The 16,604-nt window shown below is 46.8% G+C and carries 32 protein-coding genes; all 32 read left to right on the top strand.

What is annotated here, in order from left to right; genetic code table 11:
• Positions 1-264: 264 nt before the first annotated feature.
• Positions 265-573, top strand: coding sequence for a 30S ribosomal protein S10 (gene rpsJ, locus NSQ73_RS01200; RefSeq protein WP_017692074.1), 309 nt, complete (start codon positions 265-267; stop codon positions 571-573).
• A gap of 42 nt (positions 574-615) precedes the next feature.
• Positions 616-1,239: a 50S ribosomal protein L3 gene (rplC, locus tag NSQ73_RS01205; protein WP_036721840.1), complete on the top strand. Its 624-nt coding sequence runs from the start codon at positions 616-618 to the stop codon at positions 1,237-1,239.
• Positions 1,240-1,264: 25 nt separating this feature from the next.
• Positions 1,265-1,888 carry a 50S ribosomal protein L4 gene (gene rplD, locus NSQ73_RS01210; protein ID WP_039298632.1) on the top strand — a complete coding sequence of 208 codons (624 nt, stop codon included), beginning with the start codon at positions 1,265-1,267 and terminating at the stop codon, positions 1,886-1,888.
• Complete coding sequence (rplW, locus tag NSQ73_RS01215) at positions 1,888-2,181, top strand: 50S ribosomal protein L23 (protein WP_039298634.1); 294 nt, start codon at positions 1,888-1,890, stop codon at positions 2,179-2,181. The genes rplD and rplW overlap by 1 nt, the downstream gene beginning before the upstream one ends.
• Positions 2,182-2,208: 27 nt before the next feature.
• The gene (rplB, locus tag NSQ73_RS01220) at positions 2,209-3,039 is read left to right on the top strand and encodes a 50S ribosomal protein L2 (RefSeq protein ID WP_039298637.1); all 831 of its coding nucleotides are present in this window, start codon (positions 2,209-2,211) and stop codon (positions 3,037-3,039) included.
• Between the two features lie 76 nt (positions 3,040-3,115).
• Complete coding sequence (gene rpsS / locus NSQ73_RS01225) at positions 3,116-3,394, top strand: 30S ribosomal protein S19 (protein ID WP_039298640.1); 279 nt, start codon at positions 3,116-3,118, stop codon at positions 3,392-3,394.
• Between the two features lie 31 nt (positions 3,395-3,425).
• On the top strand, positions 3,426-3,758 hold the full coding sequence (rplV, locus tag NSQ73_RS01230; RefSeq protein ID WP_036680546.1) for a 50S ribosomal protein L22: 333 nt from the start codon (positions 3,426-3,428) through the stop codon (positions 3,756-3,758).
• A 13-nt stretch (positions 3,759-3,771) separates the two neighbouring features.
• Positions 3,772-4,437, top strand: a complete 666-nt coding sequence (rpsC, locus tag NSQ73_RS01235; RefSeq protein WP_039298645.1) for a 30S ribosomal protein S3 — start codon at positions 3,772-3,774, stop codon at positions 4,435-4,437.
• Between the two features lie 2 nt (positions 4,438-4,439).
• Positions 4,440-4,874 carry a 50S ribosomal protein L16 gene (gene rplP, locus NSQ73_RS01240; RefSeq protein ID WP_039298647.1) on the top strand — a complete coding sequence of 145 codons (435 nt, stop codon included), beginning with the start codon at positions 4,440-4,442 and terminating at the stop codon, positions 4,872-4,874.
• Entirely contained in the window at positions 4,864-5,061 is a 198-nt protein-coding gene (rpmC, locus tag NSQ73_RS01245) for a 50S ribosomal protein L29 (RefSeq protein WP_019908232.1), read from the top strand. Before rplP ends, rpmC begins: the two co-directional genes overlap by 11 nt.
• A gap of 43 nt (positions 5,062-5,104) precedes the next feature.
• Complete coding sequence (gene rpsQ, locus NSQ73_RS01250; protein WP_039298654.1) at positions 5,105-5,371, top strand: 30S ribosomal protein S17; 267 nt, start codon at positions 5,105-5,107, stop codon at positions 5,369-5,371.
• 38 nt (positions 5,372-5,409) lie between these two features.
• Positions 5,410-5,778 carry a 50S ribosomal protein L14 gene (rplN, locus tag NSQ73_RS01255; protein ID WP_019908234.1) on the top strand — a complete coding sequence of 123 codons (369 nt, stop codon included), beginning with the start codon at positions 5,410-5,412 and terminating at the stop codon, positions 5,776-5,778.
• A 56-nt stretch (positions 5,779-5,834) separates the two neighbouring features.
• Positions 5,835-6,188 carry a 50S ribosomal protein L24 gene (rplX, locus tag NSQ73_RS01260; protein WP_019908235.1) on the top strand — a complete coding sequence of 118 codons (354 nt, stop codon included), beginning with the start codon at positions 5,835-5,837 and terminating at the stop codon, positions 6,186-6,188.
• Between the two features lie 30 nt (positions 6,189-6,218).
• A complete protein-coding gene (rplE, locus tag NSQ73_RS01265) occupies positions 6,219-6,761 on the top strand; it encodes a 50S ribosomal protein L5 (RefSeq protein ID WP_039298657.1) in 543 nt (180 codons plus the stop codon).
• Between the two features lie 44 nt (positions 6,762-6,805).
• On the top strand, positions 6,806-6,991 hold the full coding sequence (locus tag NSQ73_RS01270) for a type Z 30S ribosomal protein S14 (protein WP_036589425.1): 186 nt from the start codon (positions 6,806-6,808) through the stop codon (positions 6,989-6,991).
• 32 nt (positions 6,992-7,023) lie between these two features.
• A complete protein-coding gene (gene rpsH, locus NSQ73_RS01275) occupies positions 7,024-7,422 on the top strand; it encodes a 30S ribosomal protein S8 (protein WP_019908239.1) in 399 nt (132 codons plus the stop codon).
• Between the two features lie 30 nt (positions 7,423-7,452).
• Complete coding sequence (rplF, locus tag NSQ73_RS01280; protein ID WP_036721827.1) at positions 7,453-7,995, top strand: 50S ribosomal protein L6; 543 nt, start codon at positions 7,453-7,455, stop codon at positions 7,993-7,995.
• Between the two features lie 84 nt (positions 7,996-8,079).
• On the top strand, positions 8,080-8,448 hold the full coding sequence (rplR, locus tag NSQ73_RS01285) for a 50S ribosomal protein L18 (RefSeq protein WP_039298660.1): 369 nt from the start codon (positions 8,080-8,082) through the stop codon (positions 8,446-8,448).
• A gap of 27 nt (positions 8,449-8,475) precedes the next feature.
• Positions 8,476-8,973, top strand: a complete 498-nt coding sequence (gene rpsE / locus NSQ73_RS01290; protein WP_036652980.1) for a 30S ribosomal protein S5 — start codon at positions 8,476-8,478, stop codon at positions 8,971-8,973.
• Positions 8,974-8,987: 14 nt separating this feature from the next.
• A complete protein-coding gene (rpmD, locus tag NSQ73_RS01295) occupies positions 8,988-9,173 on the top strand; it encodes a 50S ribosomal protein L30 (protein ID WP_019908243.1) in 186 nt (61 codons plus the stop codon).
• Positions 9,174-9,213: 40 nt separating this feature from the next.
• Positions 9,214-9,654 (top strand): 50S ribosomal protein L15, encoded by a 441-nt coding sequence (rplO, locus tag NSQ73_RS01300; protein ID WP_039298666.1) that lies wholly within the window; start codon positions 9,214-9,216, stop codon positions 9,652-9,654.
• Positions 9,654-10,952, top strand: coding sequence for a preprotein translocase subunit SecY (secY, locus tag NSQ73_RS01305; protein WP_039298668.1), 1,299 nt, complete (start codon positions 9,654-9,656; stop codon positions 10,950-10,952). Before rplO ends, secY begins: the two co-directional genes overlap by 1 nt.
• Before the next feature lie 98 nt (positions 10,953-11,050).
• Positions 11,051-11,695, top strand: a complete 645-nt coding sequence (locus NSQ73_RS01310) for an adenylate kinase (protein ID WP_042140132.1) — start codon at positions 11,051-11,053, stop codon at positions 11,693-11,695.
• 4 nt (positions 11,696-11,699) lie between these two features.
• A complete protein-coding gene (gene map, locus NSQ73_RS01315; RefSeq protein WP_042239978.1) occupies positions 11,700-12,452 on the top strand; it encodes a type I methionyl aminopeptidase in 753 nt (250 codons plus the stop codon).
• A gap of 11 nt (positions 12,453-12,463) precedes the next feature.
• Positions 12,464-12,772 (top strand): KOW domain-containing RNA-binding protein, encoded by a 309-nt coding sequence (locus NSQ73_RS01320; protein ID WP_039298678.1) that lies wholly within the window; start codon positions 12,464-12,466, stop codon positions 12,770-12,772.
• A 2-nt stretch (positions 12,773-12,774) separates the two neighbouring features.
• Positions 12,775-12,990: a translation initiation factor IF-1 gene (gene infA / locus NSQ73_RS01325; protein ID WP_018753971.1), complete on the top strand. Its 216-nt coding sequence runs from the start codon at positions 12,775-12,777 to the stop codon at positions 12,988-12,990.
• A 53-nt stretch (positions 12,991-13,043) separates the two neighbouring features.
• Positions 13,044-13,157, top strand: coding sequence for a 50S ribosomal protein L36 (rpmJ, locus tag NSQ73_RS01330; RefSeq protein WP_003322638.1), 114 nt, complete (start codon positions 13,044-13,046; stop codon positions 13,155-13,157).
• A 19-nt stretch (positions 13,158-13,176) separates the two neighbouring features.
• Positions 13,177-13,545, top strand: a complete 369-nt coding sequence (gene rpsM / locus NSQ73_RS01335) for a 30S ribosomal protein S13 (protein ID WP_025706577.1) — start codon at positions 13,177-13,179, stop codon at positions 13,543-13,545.
• A 19-nt stretch (positions 13,546-13,564) separates the two neighbouring features.
• Positions 13,565-13,960 carry a 30S ribosomal protein S11 gene (gene rpsK, locus NSQ73_RS01340; protein WP_019908251.1) on the top strand — a complete coding sequence of 132 codons (396 nt, stop codon included), beginning with the start codon at positions 13,565-13,567 and terminating at the stop codon, positions 13,958-13,960.
• Positions 13,961-14,091: 131 nt separating this feature from the next.
• Positions 14,092-15,036: a DNA-directed RNA polymerase subunit alpha gene (locus tag NSQ73_RS01345; protein ID WP_039298711.1), complete on the top strand. Its 945-nt coding sequence runs from the start codon at positions 14,092-14,094 to the stop codon at positions 15,034-15,036.
• A gap of 41 nt (positions 15,037-15,077) precedes the next feature.
• Positions 15,078-15,443: a 50S ribosomal protein L17 gene (gene rplQ, locus NSQ73_RS01350; protein WP_019908254.1), complete on the top strand. Its 366-nt coding sequence runs from the start codon at positions 15,078-15,080 to the stop codon at positions 15,441-15,443.
• A gap of 178 nt (positions 15,444-15,621) precedes the next feature.
• Positions 15,622-16,401, top strand: coding sequence for a tRNA pseudouridine(38-40) synthase TruA (gene truA / locus NSQ73_RS01355; RefSeq protein ID WP_340985162.1), 780 nt, complete (start codon positions 15,622-15,624; stop codon positions 16,399-16,401).
• Positions 16,402-16,604: the final 203 nt, after the last annotated feature.

Here is a 16,604-nt window from a genome sequence, read left to right on the forward strand (position 1 = left end):
AAAAACGTTATATTGCAGCCCGTAAGGTGCCATTCTGAACAAGAAAGGCACCTTTTCTATTCTTTTCGGAAAAAGTTGATTTGTTTTTGCAAATCCGCTTGCAATATAGCCGCCTATTATATATAATAATAAATGTTGTTCTGAGACGTTGCGATGATGTGAGAGGTTACTGACACACCCGGCCCCTTTGCCATGAGGTCGACGTCAGAAAATTTTCACGGAGTATGTCCGATAATAAATTGGGCGATAGAAGGAGGGACTAAAATGGCAAAGCAAAAAATTCGTATTCGCTTGAAAGCATACGACCACAGAATTCTTGATCAATCCGCAGAGAAAATCGTTGAAACAGCAAAACGTTCGGGTGCTGGTGTATCCGGGCCGATCCCGCTGCCAACTGAGAAGCAAATCATTACTATTCTCCGTGCGGTACACAAGTACAAGGATTCCCGTGAACAGTTTGAACAACGGACTCACAAACGTTTGATCGATATTGTGAACCCAACACCACAAACTGTGGATGCCTTGATGCGCTTGGATCTACCGTCCGGTGTAGATATCGAAATCAAATTGTAATTTCATTATTAAGCAACTAGGAAAAGAAAAGAGGTGTCAACATTGAAAGGTATCTTAGGAAAAAAACTCGGTATGACTCAAGTGTTTACTCCAGAAGGTAACGTAATCGCGGTTTCTGTTATCGAAGCTGGCCCTTGTGTGGTACTGCAAAAGAAAGACCTGAATATCGACGGATATGAAGCAGTGCAGTTGGGCTTTTCCGATAAAAAGGAAAGTCGCTCCAACAAGCCTGAACAAGGTCACGCCAAAAAGGCAAACGCAACACCTAAGCGCTACGTTCGCGAAATTCGCGGTGTTGACCTCGGGTCACTCGAGGTTGGACAAGAGCTTAAGGCTGACATCTTCGCAGAAGGCGAATTTGTTGACGTAACAGGTACTTCGAAGGGTAAAGGCTTCCAGGGTAACATCAAACGCTGGGGACAAAGCCGCGGACCAATGGCACACGGATCGCGCTACCACAGAAGACCAGGCTCCATGGGTTCCATTCAAGCTAACCGTGTTCCTAAGGGCAAACGCCTGCCAGGACATATGGGTCACACGACTGTAACGGTTCAAAAGCTTGAGATCATCCGAGTTGACGTAGAACGTAATGTATTGCTGGTTAAAGGCGCGATTCCGGGCCCTAAAAACAGCTTCGTGAAAGTTAAACAAACCGTTAAGAAATAATTTCTGAAGAAAGGAGGAACATGAAATGCCAAAAGTAACACTTTTTAATACTAGTGGTAACGAAGTTGGCGAAGTTGAACTGAGTGATTCAGTTTTCGGTATCGAACCGAACGTACATGTGCTGCATGAAGCTGCACTTATGCAAAGAGCTTCCCTTCGTCGTGGTACACACAAAGTAAAAGGACGTTCTGAAGTGCGTGGCGGCGGACGTAAGCCTTGGAAACAAAAAGGTACAGGTCGTGCTCGTCAAGGCTCCATTCGTTCACCACAATGGAAAGGCGGCGGCGTAGTCTTCGGACCAACACCACGCAGCTATTCCTGGAAATTGCCTAAGAAGGTTCGCCGGTTGGCCATCAAATCCGCGTTGTCCTCAAAAGTACTTGAGAATGACATCATCGTATTGGATAGCTTGACTATGAGTGCTCCGAAGACGAAAGAATTCGCAGCTATTCTGAACAACCTGAAGGTTGGTACAAAAGCATTGATCGTAGCTCCTAGCTATGATGACAATGTAGCACTTTCCGCTCGTAACATCCCTGGGGTGAAATTTGTAGCGGCTGACGGCATCAATGTTCTTGACGTACTGACGTACGACAAACTGATTATCACTAAAGAAGCAGTTCTGAAGGTAGAGGAGGTGTTCGCGTAATGAAAGATCCGCGTGATATTATCAAGCGTCCGGTGATTACGGAACGCACATCCGAATACATGAGCGAATTGAAATACGCTTTTGAAGTGGATATCCGTTCTAACAAGACCGAAATCAAAAAAGCTGTTGAAGCTATTTTTAAAGTTAAAGTTGTTAGTGTGAACACAATGCGCGTACCTGGCAAACTGAAACGTTACGGCAAATATTCCGGTTACACTCCGGAGTGGAAAAAAGCCATCGTTAAGCTTAGCCCGGACAGCAAACCGCTCGAATTCTTTGAAGCGGTAGAATAATACTCTTAAAGTAAGGAGGAAACTATAGTGCCAATCAAAAAGTACAAACCGACCTCTCCGGCAAGACGCAACATGTCTGTGTCTACGTTTGAAGAAATCACAACAAACCAGCCAGAGAAATCGTTGCTTTCTCCGCTGTTCAAACATGCGGGACGCAACAACCAAGGTAAAATTACGGTTCGTCACCACGGCGGCGGACACAAACGTAAATACCGTATCATCGACTTCAAACGGACTAAAGACGGCATACCAGGTAGCGTTGCTACAATCGAGTATGACCCGAACCGTACTTCCAATATTGCTTTGATCCACTATGCTGATGGAGAGAAACGTTATATTATCGCTCCTAAAGGCCTTAAAGTTGGGGATAAAGTTGAGTCCGGCCCTGCTGCGGACATCAAAATTGGTAACAGCCTTCCGCTGATCAACATCCCGGTAGGTACAATTATCCACAACATCGAGTTGAAACCAGGTAAAGGCGGACAATTGGTTCGTGCTGCTGGTACTGAAGCTCAGTTGCTGGGTAAAGAAGAAAAATACGTATCCGTTCGTTTGAACTCTGGCGAAGTTCGCAGAATCCTCAGCGTATGCCGTGCAACCATCGGATCCGTAGGTAACGAAGATCATGAATTGATCAAGATTGGTAAAGCTGGACGCAGCCGCTGGCTGGGACGTCGTCCTGAAGTTCGCGGTGTTGTCATGAACCCTAACGATCACCCACACGGTGGTGGTGAAGGCCGTGCTCCAATCGGACGTAAATCGCCAATGTCACCTTGGGGTAAACCAACCCTCGGCTACAAAACGCGTAAGAAAAACAAAGCATCTGATAAATATATCGTTCGTCGCCGCACAAAATAAGACGCTTCTGGCAAGTTAGGCTAGCGCGAAGCGTCGATTCGCGGTTTGAAGAACCGGATGAAGGGAGGATTCACACATGGGTCGCAGTTTAAAGAAGGGGCCGTTTATTGATGGCTACCTGCTGAAAAAAGTTGAGGATTTGAACGAGGCAGATAAGAAAGTTGTAGTTAAAACTTGGTCCCGTCGCTCAACCATTTTCCCTCAGTTTATCGGACATACGTTTGGTGTATATGACGGCCGCAAACACGTGCCTGTATACGTAACAGAAGATATGGTAGGTCACAAGTTGGGCGAGTTCGCGCCAACACGTACTTACAAAGGCCACGCGGGTGACGATAAGAAAACCAGAAGATAATTAACGTCTTCGTTTGAGAGGAGGGAAAACAATGGAAGCAAAAGCACATGCAAGATCGGTGCGGATTTCCGCTCGTAAAGCGAAACTGGTTGTTGACTTGATTCGCGGCAAGCAAGTGGGGGAAGCAATTGCAATTCTTCGCCACACTCCGAAATCCGCTTCTCCGGTTGTTGAGAAGCTACTGAACTCGGCGATTGCGAACGCTGAGCATAACTACTCTTTGGACGTGAACAGCTTGTTCGTAAGCGAAGTTTTCGTTAACCAGGGGCCAACTATGAAACGTTTCCGTCCGCGCGCCATGGGCCGCGCAAGCCGGATTAACAAACGTACCAGCCACATTACTTTGGTGGTATCTGAGAAATAAGGAGGGATAACACGTGGGTCAAAAGGTAAATCCAGTCGGACTCCGAGTCGGTATTATTCGCGATTGGGAATCTAAATGGTATGCAGGCAAAGATTTCGGTACTCTTTTAATGGAAGACGTCAAAATCCGGGAATACCTTAAAGGCAAGTTGAAGGATTCCGCTGTTTCCCGCATTGAAATCGAAAGAGCGGCAAGCCGCGTGAACGTTACAATTCACACTGCTAAACCTGGTATGGTAATTGGTAAAGGCGGAGCAGAAGTAGAAGTACTTCGCAGCGCAGTTACAACTATCGCCGGTGGCAAAAAAGTACACATCAACATCAATGAAATTAAACACCCTGAACTGGATGCAATTCTGGTTGCAGAAAGCATTGCACAACAATTGGAACGTCGCGTATCGTTCCGTCGTGCACTGAAACAAGCTATTCAGAGAACTATGCGTTCAGGCGCAAAGGGAATTAAAACTCAAGTAGGCGGACGTCTTGGCGGCGCTGAGATTGCCCGTTCAGAAGGTTATAGCGAAGGAACAGTTCCACTTCATACGCTTCGTGCTGATATCGATTACGGAACAGCTGAAGCACATACAACTTACGGCCTGATCGGCGTAAAAGTATGGATCTACCGTGGAGAAGTTCTTCCCCCAGCTAAGAAACAAGCTGCTCAGGAAGGAGGCAACTAATCATGTTGGTACCAAAACGCGTTAAACACCGCAAGCAACAACGCGGTCACATGAAGGGTATGGCAAAAGGCGGTACAGAATTGAACTTCGGCGAATATGGTTTGCAGGCATTGGAACCATCGTGGATCACTAACCGTCAGATCGAAGCTGCCCGTATCGCAATGACTCGTTACATCAAACGTGGCGGTCAGGTATGGATCAAGATTTTCCCAGATAAGCCTATTACTCAGAAGCCTCTCGAGGTTCGTATGGGTAGTGGTAAAGGTAACGTTGAGAAGTGGGTAGCCGTAGTTAAACCGGGCAAGATTATGTTCGAACTCGGAGGCGTGTCGGAAGAAATCGCTCGTGAAGCGATGCGTCTTGCCGCTCACAAGCTGCCTGTAAAGACTAAGTTTGTGAAACGTGAAGAATTGGGTGGTGAAGCAAATGAAAGCTAATGAACTTCGCAACTTAACCACTGCCGAGATTGAACAAAAGATCGCTGGATTCAAAGAGGAACTTTTCAATCTCCGTTTTCAATTGGCAACTGGCCAACTGGATAACCCGACTCGGATTCGTGACGTGCGCAAGGAAATAGCTCGTGCTAAAACCGTTATCCATCAAAGAGTACTTGGGATCAGTTAAGTGACCGCGGATTCTTAATCCGTAATCAGGAAGGAGGCTAACTATGAGCGAAGAACGTAATGCACGTAAAGTGCTGACCGGTAAAGTAGTCAGTGATAAAATGGATAAAACCATCGTAATTGCTGTTGAAACCTATAAAAAGCACAATCTGTATCACAAACGCATCAAGTCCACGAAGAAATTCAAGGCACATGATGAAGAGAATGTAGCTAAAATTGGTGATGTCGTGAAAGTCATGGAAACTCGTCCATTGTCCAAAGACAAACGGTGGAGACTGGTTGAAGTGGTAGAAAAAGCGGTAATCATCTAATACGAAGCTGAACCCTTTCCGGAAGGAGGAAATTAATAATGATTCAACCATTTACACGTTTGCATGTGGCTGACAACTCTGGTGCGAAGGAACTGATGTGTATCCGCGTACTAGGTGGTACTGGACGCCGTACAGCAGCAATCGGCGATTTGATCGTTTGTTCCGTTAAACAAGCAACACCAGGCGGCGTTGTCAAAAAGGGTGATGTTGTTAAAGCGGTAGTTGTTCGTACGAAACGTTCTGTACGCCGTAAAGATGGATCTTACATCGCATTCGACGAAAACGCAGCTGTTGTTGTAAAAGACGACAGAAGCCCGCGCGGAACACGTATCTTCGGACCAGTTGCTCGCGAACTTCGCGACAAGGACTACATGAAGATCGTTTCCTTGGCACCGGAAGTAATCTAATAAATCGAGCCGGTCTCGGTTTTAATTGAAAAGGTCAGTTATAGGAGGTGTAATAAATGCCTAGAGTGAAAAAAGTTCTGGAATCCCATAACAATAAACTGCACGTGAAGAAAGATGATGTGGTACTTGTGATCAGCGGGAAAGACAAAGGTAAAAAAGGCCGTGTCATCGCTGCTTATCCTCGTGAAAACCGCGTCCTGGTAGAAGGCGTGAACATGGTGAAAAAACACCAGAAGCCGAACCAGTTGAATCCACAGGGTGGAATCATCGAGCAAGAAGCTTCGATTCATGTGTCCAACGTAATGCACATCGATCCGAAGAGCGGTAAAGTAACACGTATTGGCTACAAAGTGCTCGATAACGGTAAGAAGGTTCGGGTAGCAAAACGATCCGGAGAGATTATCGACTAATATAGTCCTAAAGAAAGGAGGTAAATCTTCATGGCAGCAAGAATGAAAGAACGTTTTCTGAATGAAATTACACCTGCTCTGATGCAGAAGTTTAACTATACTACTGTTATGCAAGTGCCTAAGATCGAGAAGATCGTCATCAACATGGGTGTGGGTGACGCTGTTCAAAACTCCAAAGTACTTGATGCTGCAGTAAATGATATGCAATTGATCACTGGTCAAAAGCCAGTTATCACTAAAGCAAAGAAATCCATCGCCGGTTTCAAACTGCGCGAAAATATGCCGATCGGGGTTAAAGTAACACTGCGCGGCGAGCGTATGTATTACTTCCTGGATAAATTGATCAACGTAACGCTTCCACGCGTACGTGACTTCCGTGGTATTTCCAATAAAGCCTTTGATGGCCGTGGTAACTACACACTGGGTCTTAAAGAGCAATTGATCTTCCCGGAAATCGAATATGACAAAGTGGATAAAGTCCGCGGTATGGACATCGTTATTGTAACGACTGCAAAGACGGACGAGGAATCCCGTGAGCTGCTGAATCAGCTGGGAATGCCTTTCACAAAATAAGAATCATCCATTTCTCCGAAAATGTTTAGGAGGTGTCAGTCTAAGTGGCAAAGACTTCAATGAAAGTTAAACAACAACGCGAGCCTAAGTTCAAAGTACGTGCATATACACGTTGCGAGCGTTGCGGTCGTCCACATTCGGTATTGCAAAAGTTCAAAATTTGCAGAATTTGTTTCCGTGAATTAGCTTATAAAGGCCAGATTCCTGGCGTGAAAAAAGCAAGTTGGTAAGAAGTTTATAAACGGGAAGGAGGTTTACACACATGACTATGTCTGATCCTATTGCAGATATGCTTACTCGTATTCGTAACGCCAACACTGTGCGTCACGAGACAGTAGAAATGCCTGCTTCTACTATGAAGAAACAAATCGCGGACATCTTGAAACGTGAAGGTTTCATCCGTGATGCTGAATTCGTTGAAGATAGCAAACAAGGGATTATCCGTATTTTCTTGAAATACGGCCCGAACCAGGAACGCGTTATCTCTGGTCTGAAAAGAATCAGTAAACCAGGTCTTCGCGTTTACACGAAGAGCAATGAAGTGCCTCGTGTACTCGGTGGTCTGGGAATCGCGATTATCTCCACATCTAAGGGAGTTATGACCGACAAAGAAGCTCGTCAATCAAAATCCGGCGGAGAAGTTGTCTGCTACATTTGGTAATAAACGTCACAAGATAAGGAGGTGCAACACATGTCTCGTATTGGTCGCAAACCAATCGCAGTACCTAGCGGTGTAGATGTCACTTTGGACAACGCCGTTATTACAGTAAAAGGTCCTAAAGGCACTTTGACTCGTGAGCTTCATAAAGACATGAAGATTACAGTTGAAAATAACGAAATCACTGTTGTTCGCCCGTCGGACAACAAATTGCATCGTTCACTTCACGGCACAACCCGCTCCGTTGTCAACAACATGGTGAGTGGTGTGACTGAAGGTTTCTCGAAATCTCTGGAGCTGGTTGGGGTCGGATATCGTGCAAGCAAATCCGGAGATAAAATCGTACTGAACGTTGGTTACTCCCACCCGGTTGAAATTACACCGGAAGCAGGTATCGAGTTCGATGTTCCTGCGAACACGAAGATCATCGTTAGAGGTATCGATAAAGAACGCGTAGGCGCTTATGCTGCCAAAATCCGTTCCGTACGTGAACCAGAGCCGTACAAAGGTAAAGGTATCAAATATGAAGGCGAGCGTATCATCCGCAAGGAAGGTAAAGCTGGTAAGAAGAAATAACCAGCTCTACCTTAATTGTAAGATACCCCGTGCATCTTAAAGTGAAGCTGTTTACGGCAAACTGAAGGGAGTGAAAGGGAAGTCATGATTACAAAAGAGGATAAAAACAAGGCTCGTCTCAAAAGACACCTGCGTGTTCGTAAGAAGATCCAGGGGACTACTGAGCGTCCACGTTTGAACGTATTCCGTTCTTCGAAACACATCTACGCTCAATTGATCGATGACGTGACAGGCGTTACTATCGTAGCTGCCTCCACACTGGATAAAGAATTGAGTGCTACAATCGGAAATGGCGGCAGCGTTGAAGCTGCAGGCAAAGTCGGTCAATTGATCGCTGAGCGCGCTAAAGAAAAAGGTTATGCAGTGGTTGTATTTGACCGCGGTGGATACTTGTACCATGGACGGATTCAGGCTTTGGCTAACGCAGCACGCGAAGCTGGTCTTGAATTCTAGAATATTTCTTAAAAGGAGGTTAACGACTTGCGTGTAGATCCGAACAGTTTAGAACTGACAGAAAGAGTTGTGCACATTAACCGTGTTGCAAAAGTTGTAAAAGGCGGACGCCGTTTCAGCTTTAGCGCACTTGTTGTTGTGGGCGACGGCAACGGCTATGTCGGTGCGGGTATCGGTAAAGCCGGCGAAGTTCCGGATGCCATCCGTAAAGGCATTGAAGACGCCAAGAAAAACCTGATCCACATTCCAATCGTAGGAACTTCGATTCCTCACTTGGTTACTGGGCATTTCGGCGCAGGACGCGTTCTGCTGAAACCAGCATCCGAAGGTACCGGCGTTATCGCTGGTGGTCCAGTTCGTGCGGTACTTGAATTGGCAGGCGTTGGCGACATCTTGACAAAATCTTTGGGTTCTTCGAATTCCATGAACATGGTCAATGCTACTTTAGAGGGACTTTCCCGTCTGAAACGCATTGAAGAGGTCGCGAAGCTTCGCGGCAAATCTGTCGAAGAATTACGCGGTTAAGGAGGGGAACGTCAATGGCAAAGTTGCAAATTACCCTCGTACGCAGTGTGATCGGACGTCCAGAAACACAACGTGTTACTGTTAAGACGCTCGGCCTGCGCAAAACCAACTCGTCCGTGGTTCACAACGATACTCCTGCAATTCGCGGAATGATCAACAAAGTGAGTCACTTGCTATCCGTTACTGAAATTGAAGGCTAATTGCCTCGCATAAATTAACAAACATAAGGAGGTGCAAACGATGAAGTTACATGAACTTGCTCCAGCTCCTGGTTCACGCAAAGAACGCAACCGCGTTGGTCGTGGTCCAAGTAGCGGGAACGGTAAAACTTCGGGCCGCGGTCACAAAGGTCAAAACTCCCGTTCCGGCGGTGGTGTGCGTCCAGGCTTCGAGGGTGGACAAAATCCGCTCTATCGTCGTCTGCCTAAACGTGGTTTCATCAATCCTACCCGTAAAGAGTACGCGATTGTGAACCTGGAAGATCTGAATAGCTTTGCTGAAGGAACAGAAGTGACTCCACAACTGTTGCTTGAAACTGGTGTTGTCAGCAACACTAAGAGCGGCATTAAGATTCTCGGCAATGGCGAACTGGCTGTTAAATTGACTGTACAAGCAAATAAGTTCTCTCAATCTGCGGTAGAGAAAATCGAAGCTGCCGGCGGTAAAACCGAGGTGATCTAATGTTCAAGACGCTTAAGAATATATGGCATGTTGAAGATTTGCGCAAAAAGATCCTGTTCACCCTGTTCGTTCTGATCATTTACCGCATCGGTTCGTTTGTACCGGTTCCCGGTGTGAACAAAGAAGTACTGGAATCAACAAATCAGGGCGGAGACGCTTTGATGGGTCTTTTGAACACCTTCTCGGGCGGAGCGCTCAAAAACTTCTCGATTTTTGCGATCAGTATTTACCCGTACATTACAGCATCCATCATAGTGCAATTGCTCTCGATGGATGTTATCCCTAAGTTTGCCGAATGGGCTAAGCAAGGGGAGCACGGGAAAAAACAACTGGCGCAAATTACGCGTTACGGCACTGTAGTGCTAGGTTTGATTCAAGCGTTTGCCACATCTATCGGGTTTAACCGGATTTATGGCACTGAGATGATTCCAAATGCAACCTTTGCGGATTACCTGCTCATTGCGATCATACTGACGGCGGGTACATCGTTCCTGATGTGGTTAGGTGAGCAGATCACTGAAAAGGGTATAGGAAACGGGATTTCCATCCTAATTTTTGCGGGAATCGTCGCCGCCTTTCCGGGATATATCACTACTACGGCTCAATCAAGCTTTATTCAGCCGGATCAGATGTTCCTGAATATTCTTAAAGTCGTTATTGTACTGATTGTGGTTGTTGCGATTATTGTCGGGGTTATCTTTGTTCAACAAGGTATCCGTAAGATCCCTGTACAATATGCCAAACGCGTAGTCGGTAACAAAATGTACGGTGGACAGAATACGCACATTCCGCTTAAAATTAATGCGGCTGGTGTAATTCCGGTTATCTTCGCCGTTTCACTGCTTCAATTCCCGATCGTTATCGCAAGTATCTGGCCACATCTCGCTTGGGCCAAATGGGTTTCGCAGAATCTGGATCATACGAAGCCGCTCGGCATGGTTCTTTATGTAATCATGATCATTGGATTTACGTTCTTCTATACGTTTGTCCAGATGAACCCGCAGCAAATGGCTGATAATATGAAAAAGAATGGCGGATACATTCCGGGGATTCGTCCAGGCAAGGCTACAGAGAAATATTTGACTAGAGTAATGTCGCGTCTGACTATGTCCGGTGCGTTGTTCCTATCACTCATTTCTGTGCTGCCAGTATTGTTTGGTTCACTATCCGGTCTGCCGAAGCAAGTACAGATCGGCGGTACTGCTCTCCTGATCGTAATCGGTGTGGCATTGGATACTATGAAGCAGATCGAGAGCCAATTGATCAAACGCCATTACAAAGGCTTCATCAATAAATAGGCGATAGGTTCCGGTGAAGTACCTAGGGTTTTAAACTTCCCGGTACCTATTGTGCTGTTTCTTGCTTGGTGGCGAACTTTTGGGGGGAGAAGAGAATCGTGAACATTTTATTCATGGGCCCTCCTGGGGCAGGCAAGGGAACACAAGCCGCTGTAGTAGTGAAGGAACTTGGTATTCCGCATATTTCGACTGGAGATGCTTTCCGCTTGGCGATCAAGCAGGGAACTCCAATCGGGCTGAAAGCTAAATCTTACACGGAACAAGGCTTGCTTGTACCTGATGATGTGACTATTGGAATCGTTGAAGAACGGCTGCAGCAGTCCGATTGCGAAAAAGGTTTTTTATTGGATGGCTTTCCAAGAACCCTTTCGCAAGCGGAAGCGCTGGGAGAAATCCTTAGCCGCCTGGGCACTTCACTAGATCACGTAATCAACTTGAATGTGGACCGCGGACTGCTGATGGCGCGCCTTACAGGACGTCGGATCTGCAGCACTTGCGGAACATCCTACCATTTAATTTTCAACCCGCCGAAGCAAGATGGCATCTGCGACATTGATGGCGGTGAATTGTATCAGCGTCCGGATGACAACGAAGAGAGTGTAGGCAAGCGTCTGGATGAGTATGATAACAAAACAGCGCCGCTGCTTGCATTTTATGACGATAAAGGTCTTTTGCGTCAGGTAAACGGAGAAAACGAAATCAATGTCGTTTCTTCCGAAATCGTGTCTTTATTGCGGGGTTAATGTAATGATCATTTGTAAATCCGAACAGGAACTTGCCTTTATGAGGGAAGCTGGACGAATTGTTGCCGAGAGTCACCGTCGTATTGCTGAGGCTATAGAGCCTGGTATTACAACTGGAGAACTCGACAGAATCGCCGATCAATACATCCGCAGTCAAGGTGCTGTGCCGTCTTTCAAAGGTTACAACGGTTTTCCTGCCAGCATTTGCGCTTCAGTCAACGAACAATTGGTGCATGGATTTCCAGGTAAACGCAAACTGGTAGAAGGCGATATTGTTACGCTGGATATCGGTGCAGAGTACCGCGGTTATCACGGTGATTCCGCCTGGACCTACGGGGTGGGCAGCATTTCTGAAGAGGCTCAGCGTCTGCTGGACGTCACGGAAGGCTCCTTGTACGCAGGACTGGCGTTAGTCAAACCGGATGTGCGCTTGTTTACAATCTCCCATGCAATCCAACAGTACATCGAGGACGCCGGCTTCTCCGTTGTCCGCGAGTATGTTGGTCATGGCATTGGGGCAGAACTGCATGAAGAACCGCAAATTCCGAACTATGGCATAGCGGACCGCGGACCACGTCTGAAGCCGGGTATGGTACTCGCGATTGAGCCGATGGTTAACGCCGGGGACAGATATGTCAGAACGCTGGAAGATAACTGGACGGTCGTTACGGTAGACGGTTCACTATGCGCTCACTTTGAGCATACAGTAGCAGTTACACCGGACGGCATGGAGATTTTCACAAAACTGAATGCGTAGGTGATCTTCACGTGAATACTGGGAGCAGCCCGCAGATTGGTCAAATCGTGAGAATTCTCAAAGGCAAGGATGCCGGAGAGGCTGCCGTTGTTATCGCAGTTGTTGATAGCAGATTTGTATATATTGCTGACGGGGACAAACGCAAGTTTGATAGTCCAAAGAAGAAGAATATTCAGCACTTGGAGCTCATACCCTTCATCAGCAGTGAGATTGTAGATAGTTTGGAAGAAACCGGCCGGGTAACCAACGGAAAGCTGCGGTTCGCAGTGATGAAGTATGGGGAACCAGCTGGAAAAAGTGCTAATGAGAAAGGAGACTAACTGTGGCTAAGGAAGATGTCATTGAGGTAGAAGGAACGGTCATTGAGCCGTTGCCTAACGCAACGTTTAAGGTTGAACTTGAGAACGGTCATCAAATACTTGCCCATGTGTCCGGGAAATTGCGGATGCACTTTATCCGTATCCTAACCGGAGACAAAGTGGTCGTGCAGTTATCGCCTTATGATCTATCAAAAGGCCGTATAACTTACCGTAAATAGATGGGAACTACAACAAAAGTTTTGCTTCGCAAAACTTTGAGGAGGTAATTAACATGAAGGTAAGACCTTCTGTAAAGCCCATTTGCGAAAAATGCAAAGTCATCCGCCGCAAAGGGACTGTTATGGTAATTTGCGAAAATCCGAAACACAAACAAAAACAAGGTTAAGAAGGGGGTGTAGCGTAAAATGGCTCGTATAGCTGGAGTGGATTTGCCACGTGATAAGCGCGTTGAGATCGCCTTGACTTATATTTTCGGAATCGGTAAAACGACTTCCCAGAAAATTCTTAATGAAACAGGCATTGACGTTAACACACGTGTCCGTGATTTGACGGAAGATGAAGTCAGCAAACTGCGTGAAACGATCGACAAGCAAGTTAAGGTTGAAGGTGACCTTCGTCGTGAAATTTCCTTGAATATTAAACGTCTTACTGAGATCGGCTGTTACCGCGGTGTTCGTCACCGTCGTGGATTGCCTGTTCGCGGTCAACGTACCAAAACAAATGCCCGTACCCGTAAAGGCCCGCGTCGTACGGTAGCAAACAAAAAGAAATAAGAAGAGGTGATAAGAGACAATGGCTAAACCGAAAAAAGTCGTACGTACGAAACGTCGCGACCGGAAAAATATCGAGTCTGGCGTGGCACATATCCGTTCCACGTTCAATAACACTATCGTTACGATCACGGACCCTCACGGAAATGCAATTTCCTGGGCAAGCTCCGGCGGTCAAGGATTCAAAGGTTCCCGTAAATCGACTCCATTTGCAGCGCAAATGGCAGCCGAATCTGCTGCTAAAGCAGCTATGGAACACGGCATGAAGTCCGTTGAAGTTATGGTTAAAGGACCGGGCGCGGGCCGCGAAGCAGCCATCCGTTCCCTTCAGGCCGCTGGCCTTGAAGTAAACCTCATTAAAGACGTTACTCCGGTTCCTCACAATGGATGCCGTCCGCCGAAGCGTCGCCGCGTTTAGTAAAATCAGAATTGTGATTGTGGTATAATTCTGACGCATCTGCTAATAATAGGTGTTTAGGCATACTACATGATACACCTGATGGGGTGACTGTTTCATATAGGAGCGACGTTTGAAGGAGGGGTACACTCGTGATAGAAATCGAAAAGCCGAAGATTGAGACCGTAGAAGCCAATGATGATGGAACCTATGGGAAATTCGTAATTGAACCGCTGGAACGTGGATATGGCACGACTCTGGGGAATTCGCTTCGCCGGATCTTGCTTTCCTCCCTTCCGGGAGCCGCAGTGACTTCGGTCCAAATTGACGGCGTTCTGCATGAGTTCTCGACCGTTCCCGGCGTAATGGAAGATGTGACGGAAATCATCCTGAACCTTAAAGCTCTGTCTCTGAAGATTCATTCGGATGAAGAGAAAGTGTTCGAGATTGATGCTGAAGGAGAAGGCATCGTTACCGCAGGTGATATTCGTGCGGATAGCGATGTTGAGATCCTGAACCCGGATCTTCATATTGCAACGCTGGGACCTGGAGCGAGACTACACATGCGCATTTTTGCAGGCCGTGGTCGCGGCTACGTCCAAGCGGACCGGAACAAACGCGACGATCAGCCAATCGGTGTTATTCCAGTTGACTCCATCTACACTCCTATTTCCCGCGTGAATTATGGTATTGATAATACCCGTGTTGGTCAAGTGACTAACTACGACAAATTGACGCTGGAAATTTGGACGGATGGCAGTATCAGACCGGAAGAAGCCGTTAGTCTTGGAGCCAAAATTTTGAACGAGCACCTCGTTCTGTTCGTAGGTCTTACGGACGAAGCGAAAGACGCCGAAATTATGGTTGAAAAAGAAGAAGACAAAAAAGAAAAAGTACTCGAGATGACCATCGAAGAGCTTGATCTTTCTGTCCGTTCCTACAACTGCCTCAAACGTGCCGGTATTAATACCGTGCAAGAGCTGACTACGAAAACTGAAGAAGATATGATGAAGGTCCGTAACCTGGGCCGCAAATCTTTGGAAGAAGTTCAAGAGAAGCTTGAGGAGCTTGGTTTGGGTCTCCGTACAGAAGAATAGTTATAGGGTTTCTTGAGACTTGAGTGAAGGAGGGAAAACAAATGGCATACCAAAAATTGGGCCGTGATTCCAGCGCGCGCAAAGCACTATTCCGCGATATGGTAACGGATCTGTTCCTATACGAACGTATCCAGACAACAGAAGCCAAAGCGAAGGAAGTTCGTTCCATCGCTGAGAAACTGATCACAAAAGCGAAAAAGGGCGATCTTCATGCTCGTCGTCAAGTAGCAGCATTTGTTCGTCGTGAGACTGTAGACGGTGAACAAGATGCAATCCAAAAATTGTTCTCTGATATTGCTCCTCGTTACACTGAGCGTCCAGGCGGATACACTCGTATCCTGAAGCTGGGACCTCGCCGTGGCGATGCTGCGCCTATGGTTTATCTTGAACTGGTAGACCGCGCGTAGTTTCACAAGCATGATTTCCGGATGTACGCATTACGTATTTAACGTTATTGTACTGCAGGGCATTTTGACCCTGCCGTGCAAATAACCGCGGGAATCACCTTGTATAGAGTAGAAGGAGCTCCCGCCGGGGCTCTTTTTTTATGAAACAGAAAAACCTATGGACAAACAGGAGAATGAAATGCGCAATCTATTGATGAAAGTCAATTATGACGGTACCCATTATGATGGCTTTCAGACCCAGCCTCAGGGCAATACGATTCAGGACAAGCTGGAGCATGCCATTCTTCATCTGACCGGTGAGACGCTCAAGATAACGGGCTCAGGACGGACAGACGCAGGAGTGCACGCTTATGGCCAACCTTTTAATTTCATAACCTCTTCCCAGATCCCGCTGGAACGCTGGTGTCTGGCTCTGAACGCCAGGCTTCCGCAGGATATCGTGGTTACCGAGGCCTGGGAGGTTCCGCTCTCTTTCCACTCCCGTAGAGGAGCGAAGCGTAAAACCTACAGGTACACGATTAACGGCAACCGGTTCCCGGACCCGTTCCAGCGGCGCTGGCAGCATCATCATCCGATGAAGCTGGATATTCCGGCGATGGAGCAGGGGTTGGCTGGGCTGCTGGGCACCCATGATTACACTTCATTTGCGTCCAGGAAGTCTACCAAGACTTCGCATGTACGCACGATATTTGAAGCACGTCTTGAGGTGGACCGCAGCATGTGCCGGCCCGGGTCTCCCGATCAGGGTGTTATCCATACGTATATTACAGGCAGCGGCTTCCTGCAGCATATGGTACGCATTATTATGGGCACGCTGATGCAAGTGGGGCAAGGCAAGATCAGCGCAGATAAAATTCCTGTAATTCTTGCGGCATGTGACCGCGCAGCGGCCGGGCCTACGGCTGTGTCTAAGGGTTTGGCACTCTGGAGTGTAGAATATGACGAGAATGAGAACTAAACGATCAGCACATTATTTTCTATGAAAAATAGTGTTTGAAAAGTTAAAAATCACTTGCACTTGTCATGTTTATGCTGTAATATAAAAGTTGTGTTTTCTTGATGGCTATCCCACAGCCCCGATCAAGGAAATGCCAACAAACAAGCTTTTCTTAACTCACATAATTGTAATCCAATGAGAAACAAGATATACGAAACAGATGA

The sequence above is a fragment of the Paenibacillus sp. FSL R10-2736 genome (genome assembly GCF_038000245.1).
In the GTDB taxonomy this organism is placed as follows: Bacteria; Bacillota; Bacilli; order Paenibacillales; family Paenibacillaceae; genus Paenibacillus_AQ; species Paenibacillus_AQ phytohabitans.

What these genes read in the sequence shown, in the direction of transcription:
- rpsJ (WP_017692074.1), top strand. Translation starts at nt 265, where the DNA reads ATGGCAAAGCAAAAAATTCGTATTCGCTTGAAAGCATACGACCACAGA.
- rplD (WP_039298632.1), top strand. Translation starts at nt 1,265, where the DNA reads ATGCCAAAAGTAACACTTTTTAATACTAGTGGTAACGAAGTTGGCGAA.
- rplW (WP_039298634.1), top strand. Translation starts at nt 1,888, where the DNA reads ATGAAAGATCCGCGTGATATTATCAAGCGTCCGGTGATTACGGAACGC.
- rpsS (WP_039298640.1), top strand. Translation starts at nt 3,116, where the DNA reads ATGGGTCGCAGTTTAAAGAAGGGGCCGTTTATTGATGGCTACCTGCTG.
- rplV (WP_036680546.1), top strand. Translation starts at nt 3,426, where the DNA reads ATGGAAGCAAAAGCACATGCAAGATCGGTGCGGATTTCCGCTCGTAAA.
- rplP (WP_039298647.1), top strand. Translation starts at nt 4,440, where the DNA reads ATGTTGGTACCAAAACGCGTTAAACACCGCAAGCAACAACGCGGTCAC.
- rpmC (WP_019908232.1), top strand. Translation starts at nt 4,864, where the DNA reads ATGAAAGCTAATGAACTTCGCAACTTAACCACTGCCGAGATTGAACAA.
- rpsQ (WP_039298654.1), top strand. Translation starts at nt 5,105, where the DNA reads ATGAGCGAAGAACGTAATGCACGTAAAGTGCTGACCGGTAAAGTAGTC.
- rplN (WP_019908234.1), top strand. Translation starts at nt 5,410, where the DNA reads ATGATTCAACCATTTACACGTTTGCATGTGGCTGACAACTCTGGTGCG.
- rplX (WP_019908235.1), top strand. Translation starts at nt 5,835, where the DNA reads ATGCCTAGAGTGAAAAAAGTTCTGGAATCCCATAACAATAAACTGCAC.
- rplE (WP_039298657.1), top strand. Translation starts at nt 6,219, where the DNA reads ATGGCAGCAAGAATGAAAGAACGTTTTCTGAATGAAATTACACCTGCT.
- rpsH (WP_019908239.1), top strand. Translation starts at nt 7,024, where the DNA reads ATGACTATGTCTGATCCTATTGCAGATATGCTTACTCGTATTCGTAAC.
- rplF (WP_036721827.1), top strand. Translation starts at nt 7,453, where the DNA reads ATGTCTCGTATTGGTCGCAAACCAATCGCAGTACCTAGCGGTGTAGAT.
- rplR (WP_039298660.1), top strand. Translation starts at nt 8,080, where the DNA reads ATGATTACAAAAGAGGATAAAAACAAGGCTCGTCTCAAAAGACACCTG.
- rpmD (WP_019908243.1), top strand. Translation starts at nt 8,988, where the DNA reads ATGGCAAAGTTGCAAATTACCCTCGTACGCAGTGTGATCGGACGTCCA.
- rplO (WP_039298666.1), top strand. Translation starts at nt 9,214, where the DNA reads ATGAAGTTACATGAACTTGCTCCAGCTCCTGGTTCACGCAAAGAACGC.
- secY (WP_039298668.1), top strand. Translation starts at nt 9,654, where the DNA reads ATGTTCAAGACGCTTAAGAATATATGGCATGTTGAAGATTTGCGCAAA.
- map (WP_042239978.1), top strand. Translation starts at nt 11,700, where the DNA reads ATGATCATTTGTAAATCCGAACAGGAACTTGCCTTTATGAGGGAAGCT.
- rpmJ (WP_003322638.1), top strand. Translation starts at nt 13,044, where the DNA reads ATGAAGGTAAGACCTTCTGTAAAGCCCATTTGCGAAAAATGCAAAGTC.
- rpsM (WP_025706577.1), top strand. Translation starts at nt 13,177, where the DNA reads ATGGCTCGTATAGCTGGAGTGGATTTGCCACGTGATAAGCGCGTTGAG.
- rpsK (WP_019908251.1), top strand. Translation starts at nt 13,565, where the DNA reads ATGGCTAAACCGAAAAAAGTCGTACGTACGAAACGTCGCGACCGGAAA.
- rplQ (WP_019908254.1), top strand. Translation starts at nt 15,078, where the DNA reads ATGGCATACCAAAAATTGGGCCGTGATTCCAGCGCGCGCAAAGCACTA.
- truA (WP_340985162.1), top strand. Translation starts at nt 15,622, where the DNA reads ATGCGCAATCTATTGATGAAAGTCAATTATGACGGTACCCATTATGAT.